Origin of the sequence: Amycolatopsis dongchuanensis, from assembly GCF_039542405.1 — a bacterium.
In the GTDB taxonomy this organism is placed as follows: Bacteria; Actinomycetota; Actinomycetes; order Mycobacteriales; family Pseudonocardiaceae; genus Amycolatopsis_E; species Amycolatopsis_E sacchari.
Map to the genome: position 1 here is coordinate 16,550 of NZ_BAABIB010000002.1, position 19,661 is coordinate 36,210.

The following is a 19,661-nucleotide window of genomic DNA, read 5'->3' on the forward strand; positions in this document are numbered from 1 at the left end:
ATCAGGCGGGGGCCGGTCCGCGGCGGGGGTCGGGTTCGGCTCTTGAGCCGCTGCGGCCCGCCTCGCGCGGATCAGACCGCCGCACCCCCGAGGCGATCAGGCGGGCTGCCGGTCCAGGTCGGGCTCCAGGTAGATCAGCCGCGCGATCGGCACCTTCGCCCGCACTCGGGCCTCCGCGTCGTCGATGGCCTGGGCCACCTCGGCGACCGTCAGGTTCGGGGCGAGGGCCAGCTTGGCCGCCACGAGGAGCTCCTCCGGGCCGAGGTACTGCGTGCGGATGTGGATCACCCGCTCGACCTTGCCCGCCGCCAGCTCGGTGCAGATCGTGTCGAGCTGCTGCTCCGTGGCGCCTTCGCCGATCAGGAGGCTCTTCATCTCGACGATGAGGATGATCGCGATCACCCCGAGCAGCGAGCCGATCGCGATGGTGCCGATACCGTCCCACACCGGGTCGCCGGTCAGCTCCGCCAGCCCGACGCCCGCCAGCGCGAACACCAGACCGAGCAGCGCGCCGGTGTCCTCCAGCAGCACGACCGGCAGCTCCGGCGTACGGGACTGCCGGATGAAGCCCCACCACGAAACGTCACCCTTGATCTTGCGCGACTCACCCATCGCGGTGAAGAAGCTGTAGCCCTCCAGGCAGATCGCGACGACCAGGATGACCACGGCGACCAGCGGCGACGTCAGCGGTTCGGGGTGCTCGACCTTGTGGATGCCCTCGTAGAGCGCGAACGCCGAGCCGAGCGTGAACAGCATCAGCGCCACGATGAACGAGTAGAAGTACCGGTCCCGGCCGAAGCCGAACGGGTGCTCGCGCGTCGCCCGCCGGCGGGACGTGCGCTGGCCGAGCAGCAGCAGCCCCTGGTTGGACGTGTCGGCGAGCGAGTGCACCGACTCGGCGAGCATGGACGACGACCCGGTGAACAGGAACCCGACGAACTTGGCCACCGCGATCCCGGCGTTGGCGCCCAGCGCCGCGAGAATCGCCTTGGTTCCCCCGCCTGCCGACACGCTGACTCCCTGAGGTCCGATCTCCCGAAATGTCCGGGATGCAGCCTACGGGGCCGGAGATCACCGCGGCAGCGCGAGGCCCTCCGACCAGGCCGCGAGGGACCGGAGAATCGGCCAGGAGGCGGCCCGGGCCCGATCGACGGCGCGGCGAGTAGGCCCGGATCGGCGGGGTTCGGCTGGTTCCCACCCGATCCCGGAGCCGAGCCGCCACGGCCTCGCCAGGACGGGCCGCCGTCGCGGCAAGCATCCCGGCGCAGCATGGGGATCACCGCAGCGATGCGAGGCCTCCCCACAGGCCACGACAGGCAGGAGAATCGGCCAGGAAGCGCCCAGACCCTATCGGCGCGGCCGGTAGGCCCCGATCCGGCAGGCGCGGCCGCTTCCCACGCCACCCCGAAGCCGAGCCACCACAGCCAAACCGTGGCGCACCGGCCGACCCCCAGACAACCCCCAACCACCCCCGGGGATCACCGCAGCAGTGGGAGGCCTCCGACCAGCTTGTCGACCTGTTGCGGGGCCCGACGAGGCTCACCGCGTAGTAGCTGAGGTCCGCCTCCTCGCCGCCGCCCACCGCGGCGCGGTACTCCTCGTAGTTCCGGCTCGCCTGCGCGTGCTTCGACATGTCCGCGACGAACAGCCCCTCCTTGCTCATCGCCTTCGTCCGGATCTCCCGCACCTTCGCCGCATCGCCGCCGAGGATCGAGCACCCGCTCCACGGCAGCCCCGGGTGCGCCTGCCCCGAGCCGTCCTCGACCGGCTCGCCGACGAGGCCGGGGAACACCGCCGCCACGGACGCGCCCAGGCACGCGGTGGCGTTGGCGACCAGCCCCGGCCCGAGCGACTGGTCGGCGACGATCACCCACTTCACCTTCGCCGTGCGCGTGCCCGCGCCCCGCCGAACGTCAGCCTCGATCAACGCCTGTAGTTCCTGATGTTCTGTGCTCACGTCCGCAGAAGCTAGGTAAAGATGTAGCAGAGATCCACCAGCGCCAAACTTAATTCGACGAAGGAGCGGGCATGGCCGAGTTGGACGAACTAGATCAGGCACTTCTGCGGGAACTGCAGCGCGACGCACGGCGGACCAACCGCGAACTCGCCGCCGCGACCGGGGTTTCCCCTTCCACGTCGCTGGAGCGCGTGCGGTCGATGCGCGAGCGGGGCATCATCCGCGGCTTCCTGCTCGACGTGGACCTCGCGGAGATCGGCCGACCGGTGCAGGCGCTCATCGCGTTGCGCGTGCGGCCGCCGTCGCGCCGGGTGATCGAGGCGTTCCGCGAGTGGGTCACGCTGCTACCCGAGACGGTGGGCGTGTTCGTGGTCTCCGGCGGCGAGGACTTCCTGGTGCACGTCGCGGTGCCGGACAACGACGCGCTGTACGCGTTCGTCATCGACCGGCTCACGCAGCGGCCGGAGGTCGCCGACGTGCGCACGAGCGTCGTCTACGAGCACATCCGGCCGCGCGTGATCACGCCGGTCAAGAAGAAGTGACTACCGCCCGGACGTGGCGCGGAACAGCTGCGTGCGGCCCTCGCCGACCGGCCGGACACGCACGGCGGGATCGGACGCGGGCAGCCACATCGACTGGCCGCGGCCCAGCTCCAGCTCCTTGCCGTCGTCCGCGGTGACGAGGACGCGGCCCGCGGTGCACAGCAGGATCTGCGGCACTCCGGTCGTGACGCGCAGGTCGCCCCGCTCGCCCGCGGCCCAGTCGCAGCGCGAAAGCTCGAACTCCGGCGCGTCCGTGTGGTAGACGGCGCCGCAGTCGCTGGGCTCGCCGGACAGGACCGGCATGTCGCAGCAGGTGAAGTCCACGACGCGCAGCAGCTCCGGCACGTCCACGTGCTTGGGCGTGAGCCCGCAGCGCAGGATGTTGTCCGAGTTGGCCAGGATCTCCACGGCGGTGCCGTGCAGGTACAGGTGCAGGTTCCCGGCTGGCAGGTAGATCGCCTCGCCCGCGCTCAGCGTGAGCCGGTTGAGCAGCAGCGCCGCCAGCACGCCGGCGTCACGCGGGTGCGCCTCGCCCAGCTCCAGGATCGTGCGGCACTCGGTGTCGAACTCGCCGTGGTCCTTGACGTGCAGCACGCACGCGTCGAGCACCTCGGGCAGCAGCTCGTCGAGGATCGCCTGCGGCAGCGTGATCCACGTGGTGAACAGCGCCCGCATGCCGTCGGGGTCGGGCTGCGCGGCCAGCAGTTCAGTGTACTTCGCCAGCCCCGGCGTCTCGATCGCGCGCAGCAGCTTGATCGTCCGCTCCGGCTCGCGGAACCCGGCGAGCGCGTGGAACTCCGTCAGCGCGCACACGAGCTCGGGTTTCGCCGTGGGATCCGGGTAGTTGCGGTTCGGCGCGTCGCGCGGGATTCCCGCCGCCTCCTCGCGCGCGTGGCCCTCGGCCGACTGCTCGGCCGACGGGTGCGCCTGCATCGACAGCGGCTCCTCGACCGCGAGGATCTTCAGCAGGAACGGCAGCCGGTTGTTCCAGCGCTGCGAGCACTCCGGCCCCAGGTGGGCGTGCGGATCGGCCTCGATGAGCTCCAGCAGGCTGCGCTCGCTCCCGTCCGGCCCGACCACGTGCGACGGGTCTCCCGGGTGCGCGCCCATCCACAGCTCGGCTTCCGGGTGCGGCGCGGGCACCTCGCGGCCCAGCAGCTCCGGGATCGTCGTCCGCGAACCCCACGCGTAGGGCCGCACGGCATTGCGGAGCAGCTCCACTGTGTTCTCAACTCCTCGGCGCCCCGTCGGGGGCGCTGTTCTTCGTCCAGAGGCTCGGGGTCACGCCGTGGCCGGCGCGTAGTGACCGGCTCCGCCCAAGCTTCCCGCCGCGAGCCCGAGGTAGACGGCGGCCAGCTCGAACCGTAGCGCGAGCACGCCCGCGCGCACAGGCTCGTCCCCGGGGATCTCGTCCCCGGGAGCGATGGTTCCGGCCCCGGGAAGGGTATGTGAGGCCTCGTACCGGGCCGCGTCCGCGGTCGGTCCGCCGTGCACGGCGAGCAGCAGCACGCGCGGTTTCGGGCCCACGTCGTCGAAGTCGGGGTCGGCGAAGATGTCCTGCTCACCGGAGTTCACGACGGCGGCGCGGTGCAGCGCCGGCCGGGCCAGCGCCTGCCGGTAGTGGGCGGCGTCGCACACCATGCCCGCGTAGGCACCGAGCTCGTAGGCGGCGTGCTCGGCCACCGCGACGGCGGCGGGATCCAGCCCCCACAGCATCGGCACGCGGTCGGCCAGCCGCAGCGCCAGCGCCTTGGCCGGGTTCGCGAACGAGTCGCGGCCGAGGTGCCCGCGTTCGGCCTCGGCGTCGAGCTGGTCGGCGAGCGCCTCGACGTCGGCGACGAGCAGGCCGAGCGCGTTGGCGGTGAGCAACCCGGCGGCCAGGCCGCGGGAGAAGGTCAGCTCCGGCGGCACCGGGATCCGCGGGGTGAGCAGCGCACCCTTGCCCGCGATGGCCGCCGCTACCGGCCCCTCCTGCGGGCCGGACACCACGACGCCCGCGCCGAACCGGGCGGCCCGTTCGACCCCTGCCGCCAGCTCGCGGTCGGCCGGGTCGTCGGTGTGGGCGAACACGACGTCCAGCGCCCCGATCCAGCTGGGCACGGCGTCGGAGATCACCACCGGCACGGGGCACGACGGCGCGAGCAACGCGGCGAGCAGCTTCGTCAGCGCCCGGCCGACACCGGGCCGGACCACCAGCACGAGCGCCCGCGGCCTGCCGACGTCGAGCCGGTCGGCCAGCTCGATGTCCGCAGCCAGCTCCGTCGTGGAGCGCACCTGGGCGCCCGCCATCGCCGCGGCCCGCAGCAGCCCCGTGGTGTCCGCCTCCGCCAGCCGCGCGGGGTCGTCCAGGAGCGCGTCGTCAAGCACCATCGGCGCTGGTGGGCTGGGTCGCTTCGTCGAGCAGGAGGACGGGGATGCCGTCGCGCACCGGGTAGACGCGCCCGCACGACGTGCAGGTCAGCGCGTCCGCGTCGGCATCGTCGGGCGTGCCGGGGCGCAGCGGGGCGTGGTCCGGCGACGGGCACGCCAGGATCTCCAGCAGCTGCGGGTCAAGCGCGAGAGCCATATCTTCTCCTTACCACGCGATCGGGTGGTCAACCACGGACGATCGCGAGGACTTCGTCGGTGAGCGCCTGCACGGCTTCCTTCGTCGGCGCCTCGACGTTGAGCCGGAGCAGCGGCTCGGTGTTGGACGGGCGGAGGTTGAACCACGAGCCGTCGGGCAGCTGCACGGTCAGCCCGTCCACCTCGTCCGTGATGACACCCTCGCGGGCGACGAAGGCGTCCTTGACCGCCAGCTGCCGGGCGACCTGGTCGTCGACCGTGGAGTTGATCTCGCCGGAGGCCTCGTAGCGCTTGTACTCGCTGGTCAGCTCGGACAGCGGGCGCTCCTGCTCGCCGAGCGCGGCCAGCACGTGCATCGCGGCGAGCATGCCCGTGTCGGCGCGCCAGAAGTCGCGGAAGTAGTAGTGCGCCGAGTGCTCGCCGCCGAAGATCGCCCCGGTGCGGGCCATCTCCGCCTTGATGAACGAGTGCCCGACGCGCGTGCGGACCGGCTTGCCGCCGTGCTCGGTGACGATCTCGGGCACCGCGTGCGAGGTGATCAGGTTGTGGATGATCGTCGAGCCGGGCTCCTTGGCCAGCTCACGCGTGGCGACCAGCGCGGTGATCGCGCTCGGCGACACCGGGTCGCCGTTCTCGTCGACCACGAAGCAGCGGTCGGCGTCACCGTCGAAGGCCAGCCCCGCGTCGGCCCCGACCTCGCGCACCTTGGCCTGCAGGTCGACGAGGTTCTTCGGGTCGAGCGGGTTCGCCTCGTGGTTGGGGAAGCTGCCGTCCAGCTCGAAGTACATCGGCACGAGGTCGATCGGCAGGCCCTCGAACACGGTGGGCACGGTGTGCCCGCCCATGCCGTTGCCCGCGTCCACGACGACCTTCAGCCGCCGGATGCCCGAAAGGTCGACGAGTTCGCGCAGGTAGGCAGCGTAGTCGGCGAGGACGTCGCGTTCGGTGACCGTGCCGGGCTGCCCCTCGAAGGCCGGGACGCCCTGCTCGACGGTGTCGCGGATCTCGGCGAGGCCGGAGTCCTGGCCGACCGGGGCGGCGCCGGCGCGGCACATCTTGATGCCGTTGTACTGGGCGGGGTTGTGGCTGGCGGTGAACTGCGCGCCGGGGAGGTTGAGCGAGCCGGAGGCGAAGTACAGCTCGTCCGTGCTGGCGAGACCGATGAGCACCACGTCCAGCCCCTGCGAGGTGACCCCGTCCGCGAACGCCCTGGCCAGCTCCGGTGACGACTCGCGCATGTCGTGGCCGATGACGACGGCCGGGGACTCGGGCTTGATCAGCAGCGCGAAGGCGGCTCCGAAGTCCCGGACCAGGTCGGCGTTCAACTGCTCGCCGACCACCCCACGGATGTCGTACGCCTTGACGATGGCGGACAGGTCTGACACGCGCTTCTCCCCGACAGTTCGACAGGTTCGGATGCCGGAAAGCGTACCGGGGGAAGCTACGAGATCGGGTCCGGGAGGACACGGAGGTGCCCGCGACGACCGGAGGTGCCGTCCGGCTCGGCGGGCGGCGGCGCGGGGCGGTCGGAACGGCCCGCCTCGCGGACGGCTTCGGCGAGCGCGGTCAGCTCGTCGTCCGACCGGTCCGGTTCGGCGAAGGAGCCCTCGTGCCGCACGACTTCCCAGCCCTTGGGCGCGGTCAGCCGGAGCGCGTGCTCTTCACACAGGTCGTAGGAATGCGGCTCCGACGCCGTCGCGAGGGGACCGACCACCGCGGTCGAATCGCTGTAGGCGTAGGTCAGCGTGGCGACAGCGGGCTGGAGGCACCCCGTCCGCGAACACTTTCGTACGCTCGACACGAACACGGACGATACTGCCTCCCACCGACAAGTGTGCGCAGGCACACCGGATGGGGGCGGTAACCTTCCTCGTGTGTCCACCGCTCGCAGTTCCCGGCAACAGCGGCGCGTCCGCCGAGACCGCCACGGTCGCGGCCTGCGCGGTCCGCTGTACCCGGCGTCCCTGCCCGCGGCGGCGAGCCGGGCGGAGAAGTTCGACCAGCTGGTCCTGGACGCGCTGGAGCCCATCGAGGCCCGCTGGCGTGACCAGCTGACGAAGCTCGACGTCGCGGTGGACGACGTGCCCGAGGTCCGCGGCAACGGCCAGGCGCAGGCCGACGGCGTGCTGCACGACGGGTCGGTGCCCCTGTCGCGGCTGGTCCCGGCGGGGGTGGACCGCACGGGCATGCCCACGCGGGCCCGCATCGTGCTGTACCGGCGGCCGCTGGAGGCCCGCGCGAAGGACCCGAACGAGCTGGCCGAGCTGGTGCACGACGTGCTGGTCGAGCAGGTCGCGGGCTACCTGAACGTGGAGCCGGACGTCATCGAAGGCGAGTAGCCACCTCAGCGGACGAAGGCCGCGATCTCGTCGAGCCCGGGCCGGTAGCCATCGGTCGTGTCGACCTCCAGCCACGGCGCGTCGACGGCGACCCGCTGGAAGGCGTCGTGGAGCAGTGCCTGCTGCGCGGCGTCGAGCGGGTCGGACGCCTCGTGGACCGCGCGCCGCGCGTCCTGCTCGCGGCGGCGGCGGATGCGCATGGCGGCCACCTCGGCGTCGACGGTGCAGTGGACGACGCGCAGCCGCGCCAGTTCCCGCAGCGGCTCCAGCCCCGGACGCCACAACCGGTCCTGGAACGCCGCCTCCGCCACGGTGGTCACGCCCGCGCGCAGCAGCAGGTCCAGCACGCCGAAGAAGACCGGCAGGGTGCGGACGCTCAGCTCGTCGCGCGGGCCGGGGGCGGGGTCGGGCGTGGCGTGGGCCATGCCCTCCTTGATCTCGTCGCGGCAGATCGCCGGGCAGCCGATCCGCGCGGCGAGCGCGTGGGCCAGCGTGGTCTTGCCCGCGCCGGGCGGCCCGCTCACCACCACGAGGGTCGCGTCATCGAAGGCGGGCCGGGCCGGGGATCGCGGTCAGCGCGGCGAACAGCACCGCCGCCACCTGCACCAGGAGCAGCACGTCACGCAGCGTCGACGGGTGTTCGATGGTGACCTCGGAGGGCTCCGGCGGCACCGACACGGCCACCTGGTGGCCCCACGCCGGGACGATCGGCTCCGCCTTGCCGTTCACCGTCGCCTGCCAGCCGGCCTCCTGCTCGGCCGACAGCACCAGCAGCCGCCCCGCGGTGCCGTCCGACACCCGCACGTGCACGTCCGGGAGGTCGGCGTCGACGGGCGTGACACCCGAGGTGTTCGACGGCGACGAGGACGTGACCGCCTGCTTGGCCACCGCCGCGGGCACGAGCACCACCTGACCCGACGGCGCGAGCAACCGCAGCACGGCTCGTCCATTGGCGGTGGGTTGCGCGGCCACGGCGAGATCCGGGGCGAGCGCGACGATGGGGGCCGCGGTCTGCCCCGGCGGCAGCACCACGAACAGCACCCCCGCGGCGGTCGCCCCGGACAGGGCCGCTCTGGTCGCTCCCGTCGACGGTTGCGTGAGCGCCGCCTCCCACGAGGTGAGCCGGCCCGGGGTGGCGGCGGTCAGCGCCAGCTGGTCGTCTCCGAACAACGGCAGCCGCCCGCCCGCCTGGCGCGTCGGCTCCTCGCCCGAGCCGACGACCAGCACCGACCGGCCGGTGCGGGCGAGTTCGTCGGACTGAGCGGCGACCAGCCGGTCACCACCGCCGGAGTGCAGGGGCCCGCCGCGTCCCGCGAGCACCGCTCCCGTGCCGAGTACGAGCACGACGACGACCGCCGCGACCGCGGCGATCCGCGGGAGCACGGCGAGCGCGGTACCCGCGGCGCACGCGTTGAGCACGATCCACAGCAACCCGGCGCTCAGCACCAGCAACGGAACGCCGGTGTAACCGACCGCTTCCGCCCCGCCCTGCAACGGTTTCACCGGCACCAGCAACACGACGGCGAGCCCGCACGCGCCCAGCACGACGAGCGCGAGCCCGGCGCTCAGCAAGGCCCTCGGGCGCACCGCGACGGCGAAGATCACGGCCACCAGCAACGCGACGCCGATCGGCCACGCTCCGGCACCACCCGGGTACAGCCCGACGAGATCCGCCGCGGGCGGCGCGGGTGCGGGACCGGTGAGCCCGTGCAGCAGCAACGCGGGCTGGTTGACCAGCACCGTGGGCCAGGGCAGCAACAGCGCGAGCGGCAGCAGCACGACGATGCCCACCGACGCGATGCGGCGCAGGATGGACTCGCCCGGCGGGAGGACGACGAACCCCGCGACGAGACCCAGCAACGCGAGTCCGTGTGCCAGCGGGGAAAACGCGCCCAGCACCGCGACGCCGACGGCGCAGGCGGACGCGCGGTAGAGCCAGCGCGCGCCCGTGTTGGCGAGCAGTCCCGCGATTCCGGAGATCACGAGCGGCAACACGATGTGCACGACCACGACGTCGAGCCGCCCTTGCGCGACGGACGCCGTCGCGGCGGGCAGCAAGGCGTACGCGGCGGACACAGCGGCACGCGTCCAGCGTGAAACGGGCAGCCGTCGAGTGGCGGCGTACGCGGACAAACCGGCGAGCGGTGCGTCACCGATCAGCAGCACCGCGACGAGCGCGGGCGGACCGCCCAGCGGTACGAAGATCGCGCCGAGGGCACCGAGGATGGCGAGCGAGGTGGGCGCGGCACTGGCCGTGCCGCCGCCGGTCTGGTGCCAGCCCGCGAGGTAGGTCGACCAGGTTTCGCCCAGCGAACCGACGGGCAGCAACCGCCCGCCGGCGAGATCGAGTCCGAGCCTGCCGCCGTTGACGGCCAGCCCGAGCGCGGTGAGGACGACGAAAAGGCTTGCCGGAGGGGCGAATCTCCGGCTGAACGACTGCCCGGCCCGGTCCCCTGCCAACGACTCTCCCGCCTGCTGCACCGCACCAAACTACGCAACAGGACCAAGCACCGGGGCCCAGGGGGCTCGGGGTTCGACCCCCGAAGCGCACCGAGGAACGAGCGCGGCGAGCGCACTCCGCGAGCAGAGCCCGCCCAGCTCGTTTCTCCTTCAGACCGCGCGTTTCTTGAGCTTGCGACGCTCCCGTTCGGACAGTCCGCCCCAGATGCCGAAGCGTTCGTCGTGGGCCAGCGCGTACTCGAGGCACTCGCTCTTCACTTCACAGCCCTGACAGATCCGCTTGGCTTCGCGGGTCGATCCGCCCTTCTCGGGGAAGAACGCCTCCGGGTCGGTCTGCGCGCAGAGCGCGCGGTCCTGCCACTCCGGCGGCTCGGCCGGGTCGAAGATGTCGATGAGCTCACCCAGTTCCTCGTCCGGGTTCGCTCCCCACTCCACGACCTGCCCCCATTCCCTTCCGTCTGCTTCCAACCGCACTTCCGCCTCCTCTGCTTCCACGCACTCCCCAGGCTGGCGGTGTTGAAGCCGCATCCGACACCCCCTTGCCGCGTCGAATGACAGCAATGTGATTACACCCGTGTAATGCGGCCAGGTCAAGCCGAGTAGCGAGTTCGGGGGACCCTGATGCCTATTCGCGCAAGGGGACACGCCGACAGCTACCCGGACGGATACGACAGACTGTGCGCGTGCAGCGATCAGCGGTCAGACCCAGTCCCGTGTTCCTCGGCATCCTCGCGCTCACCGTAGTGGGTGGCCTACTGGCCGCGTTCGGTGACGCGGACTCCCTCGGCTCGGCGAACGAAGACCCGATGGTGATCGGCGGGATCTTCGTTCTCGTAGTCGCGGGGTGGGCAGCCTCACTCACCCTGCACGAGTTCGGGCACGCCTTCCTGGCGTACAAGGGCGGAGATCACTCCGTAGTCGGAAAGGGTTACCTGAACCTCGACGTCCGGCGCTACACCGATCCCGTGCTGTCGCTCGTGCTCCCGTTGATCCTGCTCGCGATCGGCGGCATCCCGCTGCCCGGTGGCGCGGTGTGGATCAACCGGTGGGCACTGCGCTCGCGTGCCGCGTCGTCCTGGGTTTCGCTGGCGGGGCCGCTGAGCAACTTCGTGATCGGCCTGCTGCTGTCGCTGGCCGTGGCCTTCATCCCGATGGCCGACGGGCTGTCCTACGGCCTGTCGTACCTGGCACTGCTGCAGATCCTGACGTTCGTGCTGAACATCCTGCCCGTGCCGGGGCTCGACGGGTTCGGCGCGATCGAGCCGTACCTGTCGCCGCAGACGCGCGAGTTCGCCGCGAAGGTGCGGCCGTGGGCACCGCTCGCGCTGTTCGCGTTGCTGTTCGCCGTGCCCGCCGTGGCGAACGTGTTCTGGGACCTCTCGGACTTCGTGTTCCGCGCCATCGGCGGCAGCACCTTCGACGCCAGCGCGGGCAACTACGCGTTCATGTTCTGGCGCCACTGAGCCACGCGTCGGCCCGCTTCGCGACGCGCTTGAGGCCGGAGCGCTCGGCGAGGTAGTCGCCCGCGATGCCGACGACGGGCAGCATCCCGAGCGCACGCTGGTAGAAGCGGCCGCGCGGCCGCTTCTCCAGTTCGCCGGACACCGCCAACAGCGAACGTCCCATGCGCCACAAGGTCGTCGCCGCCGCTTTCGCGCTGAACCGCTTGCCGTCGTGCTCGTCGAACTCCCCGGCGAGCTCGGCGGTCTTCGCGTCCTCCGCCTCGCCGTGCCTGCCCGCGGCGAGCGTCGGATCGATGTCGCGCTGGAACAACACCCAAGCGAGCAACCGCACGCGCTCGCCCACGTCGTCGATGCCGTGCTCGCCCGCGATCGCGCACAGCAGCAGCCCCTGCGCGCTCGCGCCGAGCGCGTCCTGCACGGGGAGGCGGTCCGCGAGCGCGCCGCCGATGCCGGGGATCGCGGTCACCAGCGACGTGAGCCTGCCCACGCGGTTGATCCACCAGTCGATGTGCTGCTGCCGGTCCATCGCGTCCCAGGCCGCCGAGCCGGGGAGCTTCACGTTGGCTAGGCCTTCGATGCGCCCTGGCCGGCACATCGCGCGCAGCACGGGTTGCGCCGCGCGGACGAACGGGCGCAGCACCCTGACGATCTGCCGGTCGGAGATGGCTTCGGCCACGTCACTTCCTTCCCGGCACGGCGAGCGAGCCGCCGAGCGTGAGCGCCGCGGGCAGAGCCCCGCCCGCGATCAGCAGCAGGCCGCGCCAGTCCTGGATCAGCACGAGGTCACCGCCCGGTCCCGTCAGGCCGAGCACCACGATCGTCAGTACCCACAACGCCAGCGGGGCAAACGCCGCCTTGGGGTGCACGAGCCGCGCGGCCAGCATGACCAGCAGCGGCGTGGTGGCGATCGCGACCAGCACCGTGATGGGCAGGGGCACCGTGCCGCCGACGCGCAGCGGCAGGAAGAACAGTTCCAGCGTCGCCAGCAGGACGGTGTCGAGGAGCAGCAGCACCAGGAGGACCCGCTGGAACACGCTCATTCCAGGCCTCCGAACAGGTCCGTTTCCGCGCCCTCGCGCGGGCCTTTGACCAGCGTGAAGTACTCCTCCTCGCCGATCGGCTGCGGCACGCCGTTGGACAGCGCGAACTCGGGCGGGTCCACGGTCACCTGGGTCGCGTGGGCGCGCAGGGCGGCGATCTTCCGGTCCAGGTACGGGCGGATGTCGATCGTCGTGGTGATCTCGTTCGGCGGCGCCTCGGGCGGCAGGACGGCACCCCCGCCGGCGGCGATGTGGAAGACGCGGCGGGCGGAGTCGGCCACGGCCATCGTGATTTCGTGCGCGCGGATGTGGTCGGGGTGGCCGTAGCCGCCGAAGGAGTTGTACGTCACGAGCACGTCCGGCCGGACCTCGTCGACGATCACCTGCAGCTGGAGCACCTGGTCTTCGAGGGAGCCGCTCGCGAACGCGCGGGGGTGCTCGGCGGCGGGGGTGCCCGCCATGCCGGAATCGCGCCAGCCACCGATGCCGCCGAGGTAGCGGTGCTCGGTCACGCCGAGTTCCCGCAGGGCGGCGGAGAGTTCACCGGAGCGGTAGCCGCCCAGCTGGTCGGCCGCCCAGGAGCCGAGCCCGGCGAGTTCCGGCGGGATGATCTCGCCCTCCTCGCCCAGCGTGCAGGTCACCAGTACGACCTCGGCACCCTCGGCCACGTAGCGCGCCATGGTGCCGCCCGTGGTGATGGTTTCGTCGTCCGGATGGGCGTGGACCAGCAGTAATCGCTTTGGCACTGATTCAGAATATTTACAGTCTGCCGACCTTCGTCGGGGGATCCTCGGATATCCTCGCGCGAAGTTGCGCTGTACAGCGTGGAACGTTTTCCCCCACGAAGGGCCACTTGGTGAGCACTGAAGCGACGACGGCGAGGCTGGCCGCCTCGGGTTCCGTCCTGTCCATCGCGGACCTCAAGATCTCCTTCGCGACCGACGACGGCGTGGTCGAGGCGGTCAAGGGCATCGGCTTCGACGTCAAGCCCGGCGAGATCGTCGCGGTCGTCGGCGAGTCCGGTTCGGGCAAGTCGGTCACCTCGATGTCGGTGCTCGGCCTGCTGCCCAAGACGAGCAAGATCTCCGGTGACCTGCGCCTCGACGACCGCGAGCTGGTCGGGCTCAAGGACAAGGACATGCGGAAGGTCCGCGGCAACGACATCGCGATGATCTTCCAGGAGCCGATGAGCGCCCTGAACCCGGTGTACACGGTGGGCTGGCAGATCCGGGAGGCGCTGCGCGCGCACCAGGACATCTCGCGCGAGGCCGCCGACAAGCGGGCGGTGGAGCTGCTCGACATGGTCGGCATCCCCAGCCCGGAGGAGCGTTTCCGGCAGTACCCGCACCAGCTGTCGGGTGGTCTGCGCCAGCGCGTGGTCATCGCGATGGCCATCGCGTGCGACCCGAAGGTGATCATCGCGGACGAGCCGACGACGGCGCTCGACGTCACGGTGCAGGCGGAGATCCTCGGCCTGCTGCGGAAGCTGCGGGACACCCTGAACACCGCGATCGTGCTGATCACGCACGACATGGGTGTCGTCGCGGACCTGGCCGACCGGGTCGTCGTGATGTACCAGGGCGAGATCGTCGAGCAGGCCCCGGTGCACGAGCTGTTCGCCTCGCCGAAGGAGGACTACACGCGGCGCCTGCTGGCCGCCGTGCCGGTCCTCGGCCAGCGCCCCGCCGGTCGTCGCCTGCTGGACGAGACGCCGGTGCAGGAGGACGTGGACGAGAAGATCCGCCTGTCCGACAGCGAGCTGGAAGGCCAGATCCAGACCGACGCGCCCGCGCTGGAGATCAAGGACCTGGTGCTGGAGTACCCGGGCAAGCGCGGCCAGGCGAAGAACCGGGCCGTCGACGGGGTGTCGCTGCACATCAACAAGGGCGAAATCCTGGGGCTCGTGGGCGAGTCCGGTTCGGGCAAGTCCACGGTCGGCCGCTGCGCGATCCGCCTGCTCAAGCCCACGCAGGGCACGGTGTCGATCGCGGGTCGTGACATCACCAACCTGTCCACGAAGGAGCTGCGGCCGCTGCGCCGGTACTTCTCCATCGTGTTCCAGGACCCGGCGTCCACACTGGACCCGAAGATGACCATCGGTGAATCGATCGCCGAGCCGATGGTGCTGCACAAGATGTTCCAGGGCAAGCAACTCAACGATCGTGTTGTGTCGCTTTTGGACAGTGTCGAGCTGTCTGGTCAGTACCGCAACCGCTACCCGCACGAGCTGTCGGGCGGGCAGCGGCAGCGCGTGTCCATCGCCCGTGCGCTGGCGCTGGACCCGCAACTGCTGATCGCCGACGAACCGACCTCCGCGCTGGACGTGTCGGTGCAGGCGCGCGTGCTGGACCTGTTCCTCGGGCTGCAGCAGTCCCTGGGCTTCGCGTGCCTGTTCATCAGCCACGACCTCGCGGTCGTCGACCTCCTGGCCGACCGGGTGGCCGTGATGCAGCGCGGCAAGCTCGTCGAGGTCGGCGAGCGGGACCAGGTGCTGCACAACCCGCAGCAGGAGTACACGAGGCGCCTGCTGTCGGCCGCCCCGGTCGCGGACCCGGTCCTCCAGGCCGAACGGCGAGCGGCCTGGGAAGCCGGGAAACTGGCCCCAGTGGCCGACTGAGAGCCGAGCGGCGAAGGGCCCCTTCCGCGCCAGCGGAAGGGGCCCTTCGCGCAGCAACCCCAGAGTTGGGTGATCATCCCGTCGCCTGAAACCGGTGGTCCATGCACAAACCGCAGGCGACGGGATGATCACTCAACTCGACCACCCACCCCAGGTGAGATCCCTTTGGGCCCCGATCATCCTGGAGCCTGCCCGCCGGCCAATACCGCTAAGTTTAGGCGAGTTTCCGCAGCTCAGAGGCGTTTGGAGGCGTCGCCCACAGAGCGGTCACACCCCGACAGAACAGTTGCCTCAATTGAAGATTCCCCTCAACCGCAACGGCGACTGTCTCAAGTGGAGAACCGCCTAACCGGCGGGAACGACTGAACAGAGCCTCCGGTAACGCCCTGACCAGGTAAAACGTACTAACTTAGCGGTATTGCCCGCCGGCGAGGCATTCTTTTGATCTTGTGTCTTTGGTCCGGCCGCCTGCCCGGGTACCGGGGTCCCCGGGCGTGAACGCCCTGCCCGCGCGGCCCCTCCCCCGCCCCGATCCTTGAGTGTTTAACGGTTGGCTCAGGCAGCTGGGGATCGAGGCGGGGGAGGAGCGGGGCCTGGGGCCGCTCGCGTTCGCGTCGCTCGGTGGTGGTTTTGGTGTGGGTGTAGTAAAGAAAAAGGCGCCCTGCCTTGTCGGGGCGGGCGCCTTTTTTCCACTGTGCTTTTTTATGCCTTCATCCGTCGTTGCCTGGGGTCGAAGGCGTCTCGCAGACCGTCACCGATGAAGTTGATCGACAGCGAGATCAGGACCAGCACCACGAACGGGCCGAAGAACAGCCAGGGGCGGGTCTGGACCTGCGCGTAGTTCTCCAGGATGATCCGGCCCAGCGAGGTGTCCGGCGGCTGCACACCGAGGCCGATGAAGCTCAGTGCGGCCTCCACCAGCACCGCCTGCGCCACGGCCAGCGTCGCGTTCACCGTGATGCTGCCGACCATGTTCGGGACCAGGTGCCGGAAGATGATCCGGCCCGTGCCCGCGCCCGCCGCGCGCGCCGCTTCGACGAACTCGCGCTGGGAGAGGGCCATCGCCTCGGCGCGGGTGATGCGGGCGATCGGCATCCACGCGAACAGCGCCAGCACGATCGCCACCACGAACCAGCTGCCGTGCCCGAACATCTTCGCCATGATGGCCGCGGCCGCGATCTGGGGGACGATCAGGAACAGATCGGTCAGCCGGGACAGCGCCGAGTCCGTGAAGCCCCGCAGGTACCCGGCGAGCGAGCCGAAGATCACGCCGATCAGGGTGCCCAGCACGGACACCACGACCGCGATCAGCAGCGAGAACTGGGTACCGCGCAGGATCTGCGACACCATGTCCTTGCCGACCTGGGTGGTACCGAGCGGGAAGTCGCCACTCGGCTTCGCGAACGACGGGAAACCCGCGTCCTCGTAGGCGTGCGGCCAGAAGATCGGCATGATCACCGCGATCAGCACGATGACGAGCAGCACCACCGTGGAGATCATGGCGAGCTTGTGCCGCAGGAACTTCCGCAGGACCAGTTTGCCCTGGCTGGCGGGTTCCGGAAGCGCTTCGGGGGGAAGGGTGCCTTCGCGCTGGGCGGACGAGGCGGCCTCGCCGGCAACCAGCGAATTCATGTCAGCCAACGCGAATCCTCGGGTCCATGATGCCGTACAACAGGTCCGCGACCAGGTTGGCCAGCACCACCATGACGGCGACGACGACCAGCCAGCCCATCAGCACACTCGGATCGTTGTGGTTGACGGCATCGACGAGCAGGGTCCCCATGCCGTGCCAGTTGAACACGGTCTCGGTGATGATCGCACCGGTCAGGACCTGGCCGAAGTTCACCGAGAACAGGGTGGCGACCGGAATCAGCGCGTTGCGGAACGCGTGCCGGAAGATGACGCGGGAACCGGAGATGCCCTTGGCCCGCGCCGTGCGCACGTAGTCCATGTTCAGCGTCTCCAGCATCGAAGCACGCTGGAACCGGCTGTACGCCGCGAAGCTGATCGCCATGATCGACAGGGTGGGCAGCAGGTAGGCACCCGAGTACTTCGCGAGGAAGTCCCCGAACCCGGTCGATGTGAGGTTCTCCGGACTCGTCGTTCTCAGCCACGGGTTGCCGAGCCAGTCCGTCAGGCCCAGATCGCGCACCCAGCCGTTGATCTGGATCGCGTACGTCTTGAGGACGACCGCGACGCAGAAGATCGGCATGGAGAAGAGGAAGAACGCCAGCGTCGTGGCGAGGTAGTCGACGATCGAGTACTGCTTGACCGCGGCCAGCACGCCCACCGCCACACCGACGACCAGCGCGAGGATCTCGGCACCGACCACCAGCTTGATGGTGACCTCGAAGGCGCTCATCACCTTGGGGAACACGGGCTGCATGGCGTTGCCCTGCGCGACCGAGACACCCCAGTCACCGGTCAGGAAGTTCCCGAGCCAGTGGAAGTAGCGGGGCACCAGCGGCAGGTCGAGCCCCAGCTGCTGCGCGGTCTGCGCGATCGCCTCGGGGTTGATGTTCGGGCGGCCCCGCAGCTCGGCCAGCGGATCCCCGGTCGCGGCGACCATCAGGAACACCAGGAAGGTCCCGACGAACAACACGGGGATCGAAATCGCCAGCCGGCGAAGGATGTAAATAACCAGGTTCAACGAGATAGCTCCTCATCCGGGCCTGGCCGGAAGTATGCAGCCGCGCCCGGTGTCCACCGTACTGGGGGTCGCCCAACGGTCGACAGCTACTTCCGGAGGAAGTCCGGGGGCCGGGGGTTCGTACCCCGCGCCCCCGGACTCCACCAGGGATGTCGGTCAGCCGGGAAGATTACTTCCGCTGCTCCCACTCACCGACGTTCCACAGCGCACCGTTGTACGACTGCATGTACACGCGGTCCACGCCCTGGAACGCCCACATGGAAGGCGTCGCGAACAGCGGCAGCGAAGCGTAGTCCGCCGCGATGCCCTTGTCGGCCTCCGCGTAGTGCTGGTTCGCCGTGGTCTCGTCGGTGGCCACGACGGCCTGCTTGAACGCGTCGTCGACCTTCGGGTCGCTGTACGCCTGGTAGTTCTGGCTGCCGCCGGTCGAGTAGATCGGCTGCGACTGCGACTTGAACGGCGCCTGCGACCAGCCGAACAACGCGATGTCCCAGTTACCGGTGCTCACGCGGCCACCGGAGAGGAACGTCGGGTCGTTGTCGTTCTTGATCTCGATGCCCGCGGCCTTGGCCTGGGACTGGATGATCTCGACCGTCTGGTCACGACGCGAGTTGTTGTTGTGCGAGATCGTCACCGAGAAGCGCTGGCCGTTCTTCTGGTAGATGCCGTCGGCACCCAGGGTCCAGCCGTCGGCCTCCAGCGTCTTCTTCGCCTCGGCCGCACCGACACCGGCGGTGGTGCCGTAGCCCGCGTCCTTGTAGCCGGCCTCGGCCGGGGTCCAGATCAGGCTGTTGGTCGGGGCGACGTCCGACTGCACCTCCTTGAGGAGCTTGTCGGTGATCTCCTTGCGGTCCACGACCTGGAAGAACGCCTTGCGCGCTGCCTCGTCCTTGAGGATCGCATTCTTGTAGTTCATGTCCAGGTGCTCGTACGTCAGCTGCGGCGCGGAGCCGTAGATCACGCCCTGCGCCGAGAGGCCCTTGAGGGTGTCGGCGGCGGTGGCGTCCGGCTGCGTCGACGCGACGACGTTGATCTCACCGTTCTGGAGCGCGGTGGCCATCGCCTTCGTGTCCGAGAACTTCTTGACGATGACCGTCTCCGGACCGCCCTTGGCGCCGATCCACTGCGGGTTCTTCTTCAGGGTGACGACACCCTGGTTCTCGTCGAACGCGGAGATCATGTACGGGCCCGACGCCGGCATGATGTCGGCCTTGAAGCCCTTCCAGCCGTTGGTCCAGAAGTCGCCGGCCTTTGTCAGCTCGGCCGGGTCGCTGCTCGGCGTGAGCTTGGTGATGTCCGCGATGCCGGTCTGCTTCTCGAGGATGTGCGCCGGCAGCATCTGGGCGCTGTCGAACAGGCCCTTGTAGTCGACGTAGGGCTGCGAGTAGGTGGTGACGAAGGTCTGGTCGTCAACGCACTTCGCGTCGTTGATCAGGTCGTAACCCGTCGTCGACGCGGCGTTGAACGCCTTGACCTTGCCGCTGCCGGACAGCCACGCGAGGTAGAAGTCCTTGCAGTTCCAGGCAACGCCGTCGGACCACTTGACACCCGGCTTGATCTTGTAGGTGACCGTGTACGGGTTGGTGGAGGTCACGTCCCAGGAGTCGAGGACGTCGTTGTTCAGCAACACCTTGTTGTTGCCGTCCAGCACGTCGGAGCCGGCGAGGACGGCAGTCAGGATGTAGGTGTTGTACGACGTGTTGCTGTCCGGCGTCTGGTTGTTGTACGCCGAGTACGCGTCGTCGATACCGATGGTGACCGGCCCGGGCCAGCTCGGCACGTCACCCAGCTTGTACGTGCCGGCGTTGGCGTTTTCCGCCTTGCCGACGGCCATGCTCTTGACGTCGGTGCTCGAACCGTTCTGGTCCGACCCGCCGTCGCTGCCGCCGCTGCAGGCGCTCAGCACGAGCGCGGCAGCCGCGGCCACTGTGACGGCCGAAGCTGCTTTCCATCTCCTCATTTATGTGTGCCCTCCTAGCACTGGGCTCGCGCCCACACCGCTCCTGCGCGTTAGGCGGGAGCTTATGT

General features: G+C 70.0%; 19 protein-coding genes and 1 pseudogene. 4 read left to right on the forward strand and 16 right to left on the reverse strand.

Going from position 1 to position 19,661, the window contains the following annotated elements:
* Window positions 1-96: 96 nt before the first annotated feature.
* Both ABFX51_RS00075 and ABFX51_RS00080 read right to left on the reverse strand, forming a co-directional pair.
* The gene (locus tag ABFX51_RS00075; protein ID WP_091513745.1) at window positions 97-1,011 is read right to left on the reverse strand and encodes a cation diffusion facilitator family transporter; all 915 of its coding nucleotides are present in this window, start codon (window positions 1,009-1,011) and stop codon (window positions 97-99) included.
* Window positions 1,012-1,276: 265 nt separating this feature from the next.
* Window positions 1,277-1,957: a DUF2000 domain-containing protein gene (locus tag ABFX51_RS00080; protein WP_245783301.1), complete on the reverse strand. Its 681-nt coding sequence runs from the start codon at window positions 1,955-1,957 to the stop codon at window positions 1,277-1,279.
* 71 nt (window positions 1,958-2,028) lie between these two features.
* Here ABFX51_RS00080 and ABFX51_RS00085 point away from each other — a divergent pair, with 71 nt between their 5' ends.
* Window positions 2,029-2,499: an Lrp/AsnC family transcriptional regulator gene (locus ABFX51_RS00085; protein ID WP_177228908.1), complete on the forward strand. Its 471-nt coding sequence runs from the start codon at window positions 2,029-2,031 to the stop codon at window positions 2,497-2,499.
* Here ABFX51_RS00085 and manA read toward each other — a convergent pair whose 3' ends face one another.
* Genes manA through ABFX51_RS00110 form a run of 5 tightly spaced genes read right to left on the reverse strand, consistent with a single transcriptional unit; the run spans window position 2,500 to window position 6,865 of the window.
* Window positions 2,500-3,720, reverse strand: a complete 1,221-nt coding sequence (gene manA, locus ABFX51_RS00090) for a mannose-6-phosphate isomerase, class I (RefSeq protein ID WP_091513742.1) — start codon at window positions 3,718-3,720, stop codon at window positions 2,500-2,502.
* Window positions 3,721-3,780: 60 nt separating this feature from the next.
* Window positions 3,781-4,869 (reverse strand): SIS domain-containing protein, encoded by a 1,089-nt coding sequence (locus tag ABFX51_RS00095; protein WP_177228907.1) that lies wholly within the window; start codon window positions 4,867-4,869, stop codon window positions 3,781-3,783.
* Window positions 4,859-5,065 carry a Trm112 family protein gene (locus ABFX51_RS00100; RefSeq protein WP_091513741.1) on the reverse strand — a complete coding sequence of 69 codons (207 nt, stop codon included), beginning with the start codon at window positions 5,063-5,065 and terminating at the stop codon, window positions 4,859-4,861. Before ABFX51_RS00100 ends, ABFX51_RS00095 begins: the two co-directional genes overlap by 11 nt.
* Before the next feature lie 28 nt (window positions 5,066-5,093).
* Window positions 5,094-6,449: a phosphomannomutase/phosphoglucomutase gene (locus ABFX51_RS00105; RefSeq protein ID WP_091513738.1), complete on the reverse strand. Its 1,356-nt coding sequence runs from the start codon at window positions 6,447-6,449 to the stop codon at window positions 5,094-5,096.
* Between the two features lie 56 nt (window positions 6,450-6,505).
* Window positions 6,506-6,865: a DUF3499 domain-containing protein gene (locus ABFX51_RS00110; RefSeq protein WP_091513828.1), complete on the reverse strand. Its 360-nt coding sequence runs from the start codon at window positions 6,863-6,865 to the stop codon at window positions 6,506-6,508.
* A gap of 73 nt (window positions 6,866-6,938) precedes the next feature.
* On the opposite strand from ABFX51_RS00110, the gene ABFX51_RS00115 reads away from it, so the two are divergent.
* Window positions 6,939-7,403 carry a metallopeptidase family protein gene (locus ABFX51_RS00115; protein WP_091513736.1) on the forward strand — a complete coding sequence of 155 codons (465 nt, stop codon included), beginning with the start codon at window positions 6,939-6,941 and terminating at the stop codon, window positions 7,401-7,403.
* A 5-nt stretch (window positions 7,404-7,408) separates the two neighbouring features.
* Here ABFX51_RS00115 and ABFX51_RS00120 read toward each other — a convergent pair whose 3' ends face one another.
* The 3 genes and pseudogenes from ABFX51_RS00120 to ABFX51_RS00130 form a co-directional block, all read right to left on the reverse strand.
* The gene (locus tag ABFX51_RS00120) at window positions 7,409-7,927 is read right to left on the reverse strand and encodes a P-loop nucleotide/nucleoside kinase family protein (protein ID WP_091513827.1); all 519 of its coding nucleotides are present in this window, start codon (window positions 7,925-7,927) and stop codon (window positions 7,409-7,411) included.
* Window positions 7,928-7,943: 16 nt separating this feature from the next.
* A pseudogene (locus ABFX51_RS00125) lies at window positions 7,944-9,824 on the reverse strand (glycosyl transferase); the annotation flags it as partial.
* Between the two features lie 189 nt (window positions 9,825-10,013).
* On the reverse strand, window positions 10,014-10,298 hold the full coding sequence (locus ABFX51_RS00130; protein ID WP_428832423.1) for a WhiB family transcriptional regulator: 285 nt from the start codon (window positions 10,296-10,298) through the stop codon (window positions 10,014-10,016).
* 248 nt (window positions 10,299-10,546) lie between these two features.
* On the opposite strand from ABFX51_RS00130, the gene ABFX51_RS00135 reads away from it, so the two are divergent.
* Window positions 10,547-11,326 carry a site-2 protease family protein gene (locus ABFX51_RS00135; protein WP_091513824.1) on the forward strand — a complete coding sequence of 260 codons (780 nt, stop codon included), beginning with the start codon at window positions 10,547-10,549 and terminating at the stop codon, window positions 11,324-11,326.
* Here ABFX51_RS00135 and ABFX51_RS00140 read toward each other — a convergent pair.
* The 3 genes from ABFX51_RS00140 to mshB are packed head-to-tail and all read right to left on the reverse strand — an operon-like array spanning window position 11,307 to window position 13,112.
* Window positions 11,307-12,002 (reverse strand): hypothetical protein, encoded by a 696-nt coding sequence (locus tag ABFX51_RS00140; protein WP_091513728.1) that lies wholly within the window; start codon window positions 12,000-12,002, stop codon window positions 11,307-11,309. The genes ABFX51_RS00135 and ABFX51_RS00140 overlap by 20 nt on opposite strands.
* A 1-nt stretch (window position 12,003) precedes the next feature.
* Window positions 12,004-12,366 carry a hypothetical protein gene (locus tag ABFX51_RS00145; RefSeq protein ID WP_091513727.1) on the reverse strand — a complete coding sequence of 121 codons (363 nt, stop codon included), beginning with the start codon at window positions 12,364-12,366 and terminating at the stop codon, window positions 12,004-12,006.
* A complete protein-coding gene (mshB, locus tag ABFX51_RS00150; RefSeq protein WP_091513725.1) occupies window positions 12,363-13,112 on the reverse strand; it encodes an N-acetyl-1-D-myo-inositol-2-amino-2-deoxy-alpha-D-glucopyranoside deacetylase in 750 nt (249 codons plus the stop codon). The genes ABFX51_RS00145 and mshB overlap by 4 nt, the downstream gene beginning before the upstream one ends.
* 110 nt (window positions 13,113-13,222) lie before the next feature.
* Between mshB and ABFX51_RS00155 the strand changes: the two genes are divergently transcribed.
* Window positions 13,223-14,983, forward strand: coding sequence for an ABC transporter ATP-binding protein (locus ABFX51_RS00155; RefSeq protein ID WP_091513723.1), 1,761 nt, complete (start codon window positions 13,223-13,225; stop codon window positions 14,981-14,983).
* 702 nt (window positions 14,984-15,685) lie between these two features.
* On the opposite strand, the gene ABFX51_RS00160 is transcribed toward ABFX51_RS00155, so the two are convergent.
* From ABFX51_RS00160 to ABFX51_RS00170, 3 genes are all read right to left on the reverse strand, one after another.
* Window positions 15,686-16,615, reverse strand: a complete 930-nt coding sequence (locus ABFX51_RS00160; protein ID WP_346051263.1) for an ABC transporter permease — start codon at window positions 16,613-16,615, stop codon at window positions 15,686-15,688.
* 1 nt (window position 16,616) lies between these two features.
* Entirely contained in the window at window positions 16,617-17,633 is a 1,017-nt protein-coding gene (locus ABFX51_RS00165) for an ABC transporter permease (RefSeq protein ID WP_091513720.1), read from the reverse strand.
* Between the two features lie 169 nt (window positions 17,634-17,802).
* The gene (locus tag ABFX51_RS00170; RefSeq protein WP_091513719.1) at window positions 17,803-19,593 is read right to left on the reverse strand and encodes an ABC transporter family substrate-binding protein; all 1,791 of its coding nucleotides are present in this window, start codon (window positions 19,591-19,593) and stop codon (window positions 17,803-17,805) included.
* Window positions 19,594-19,661 lie beyond the last annotated feature (68 nt).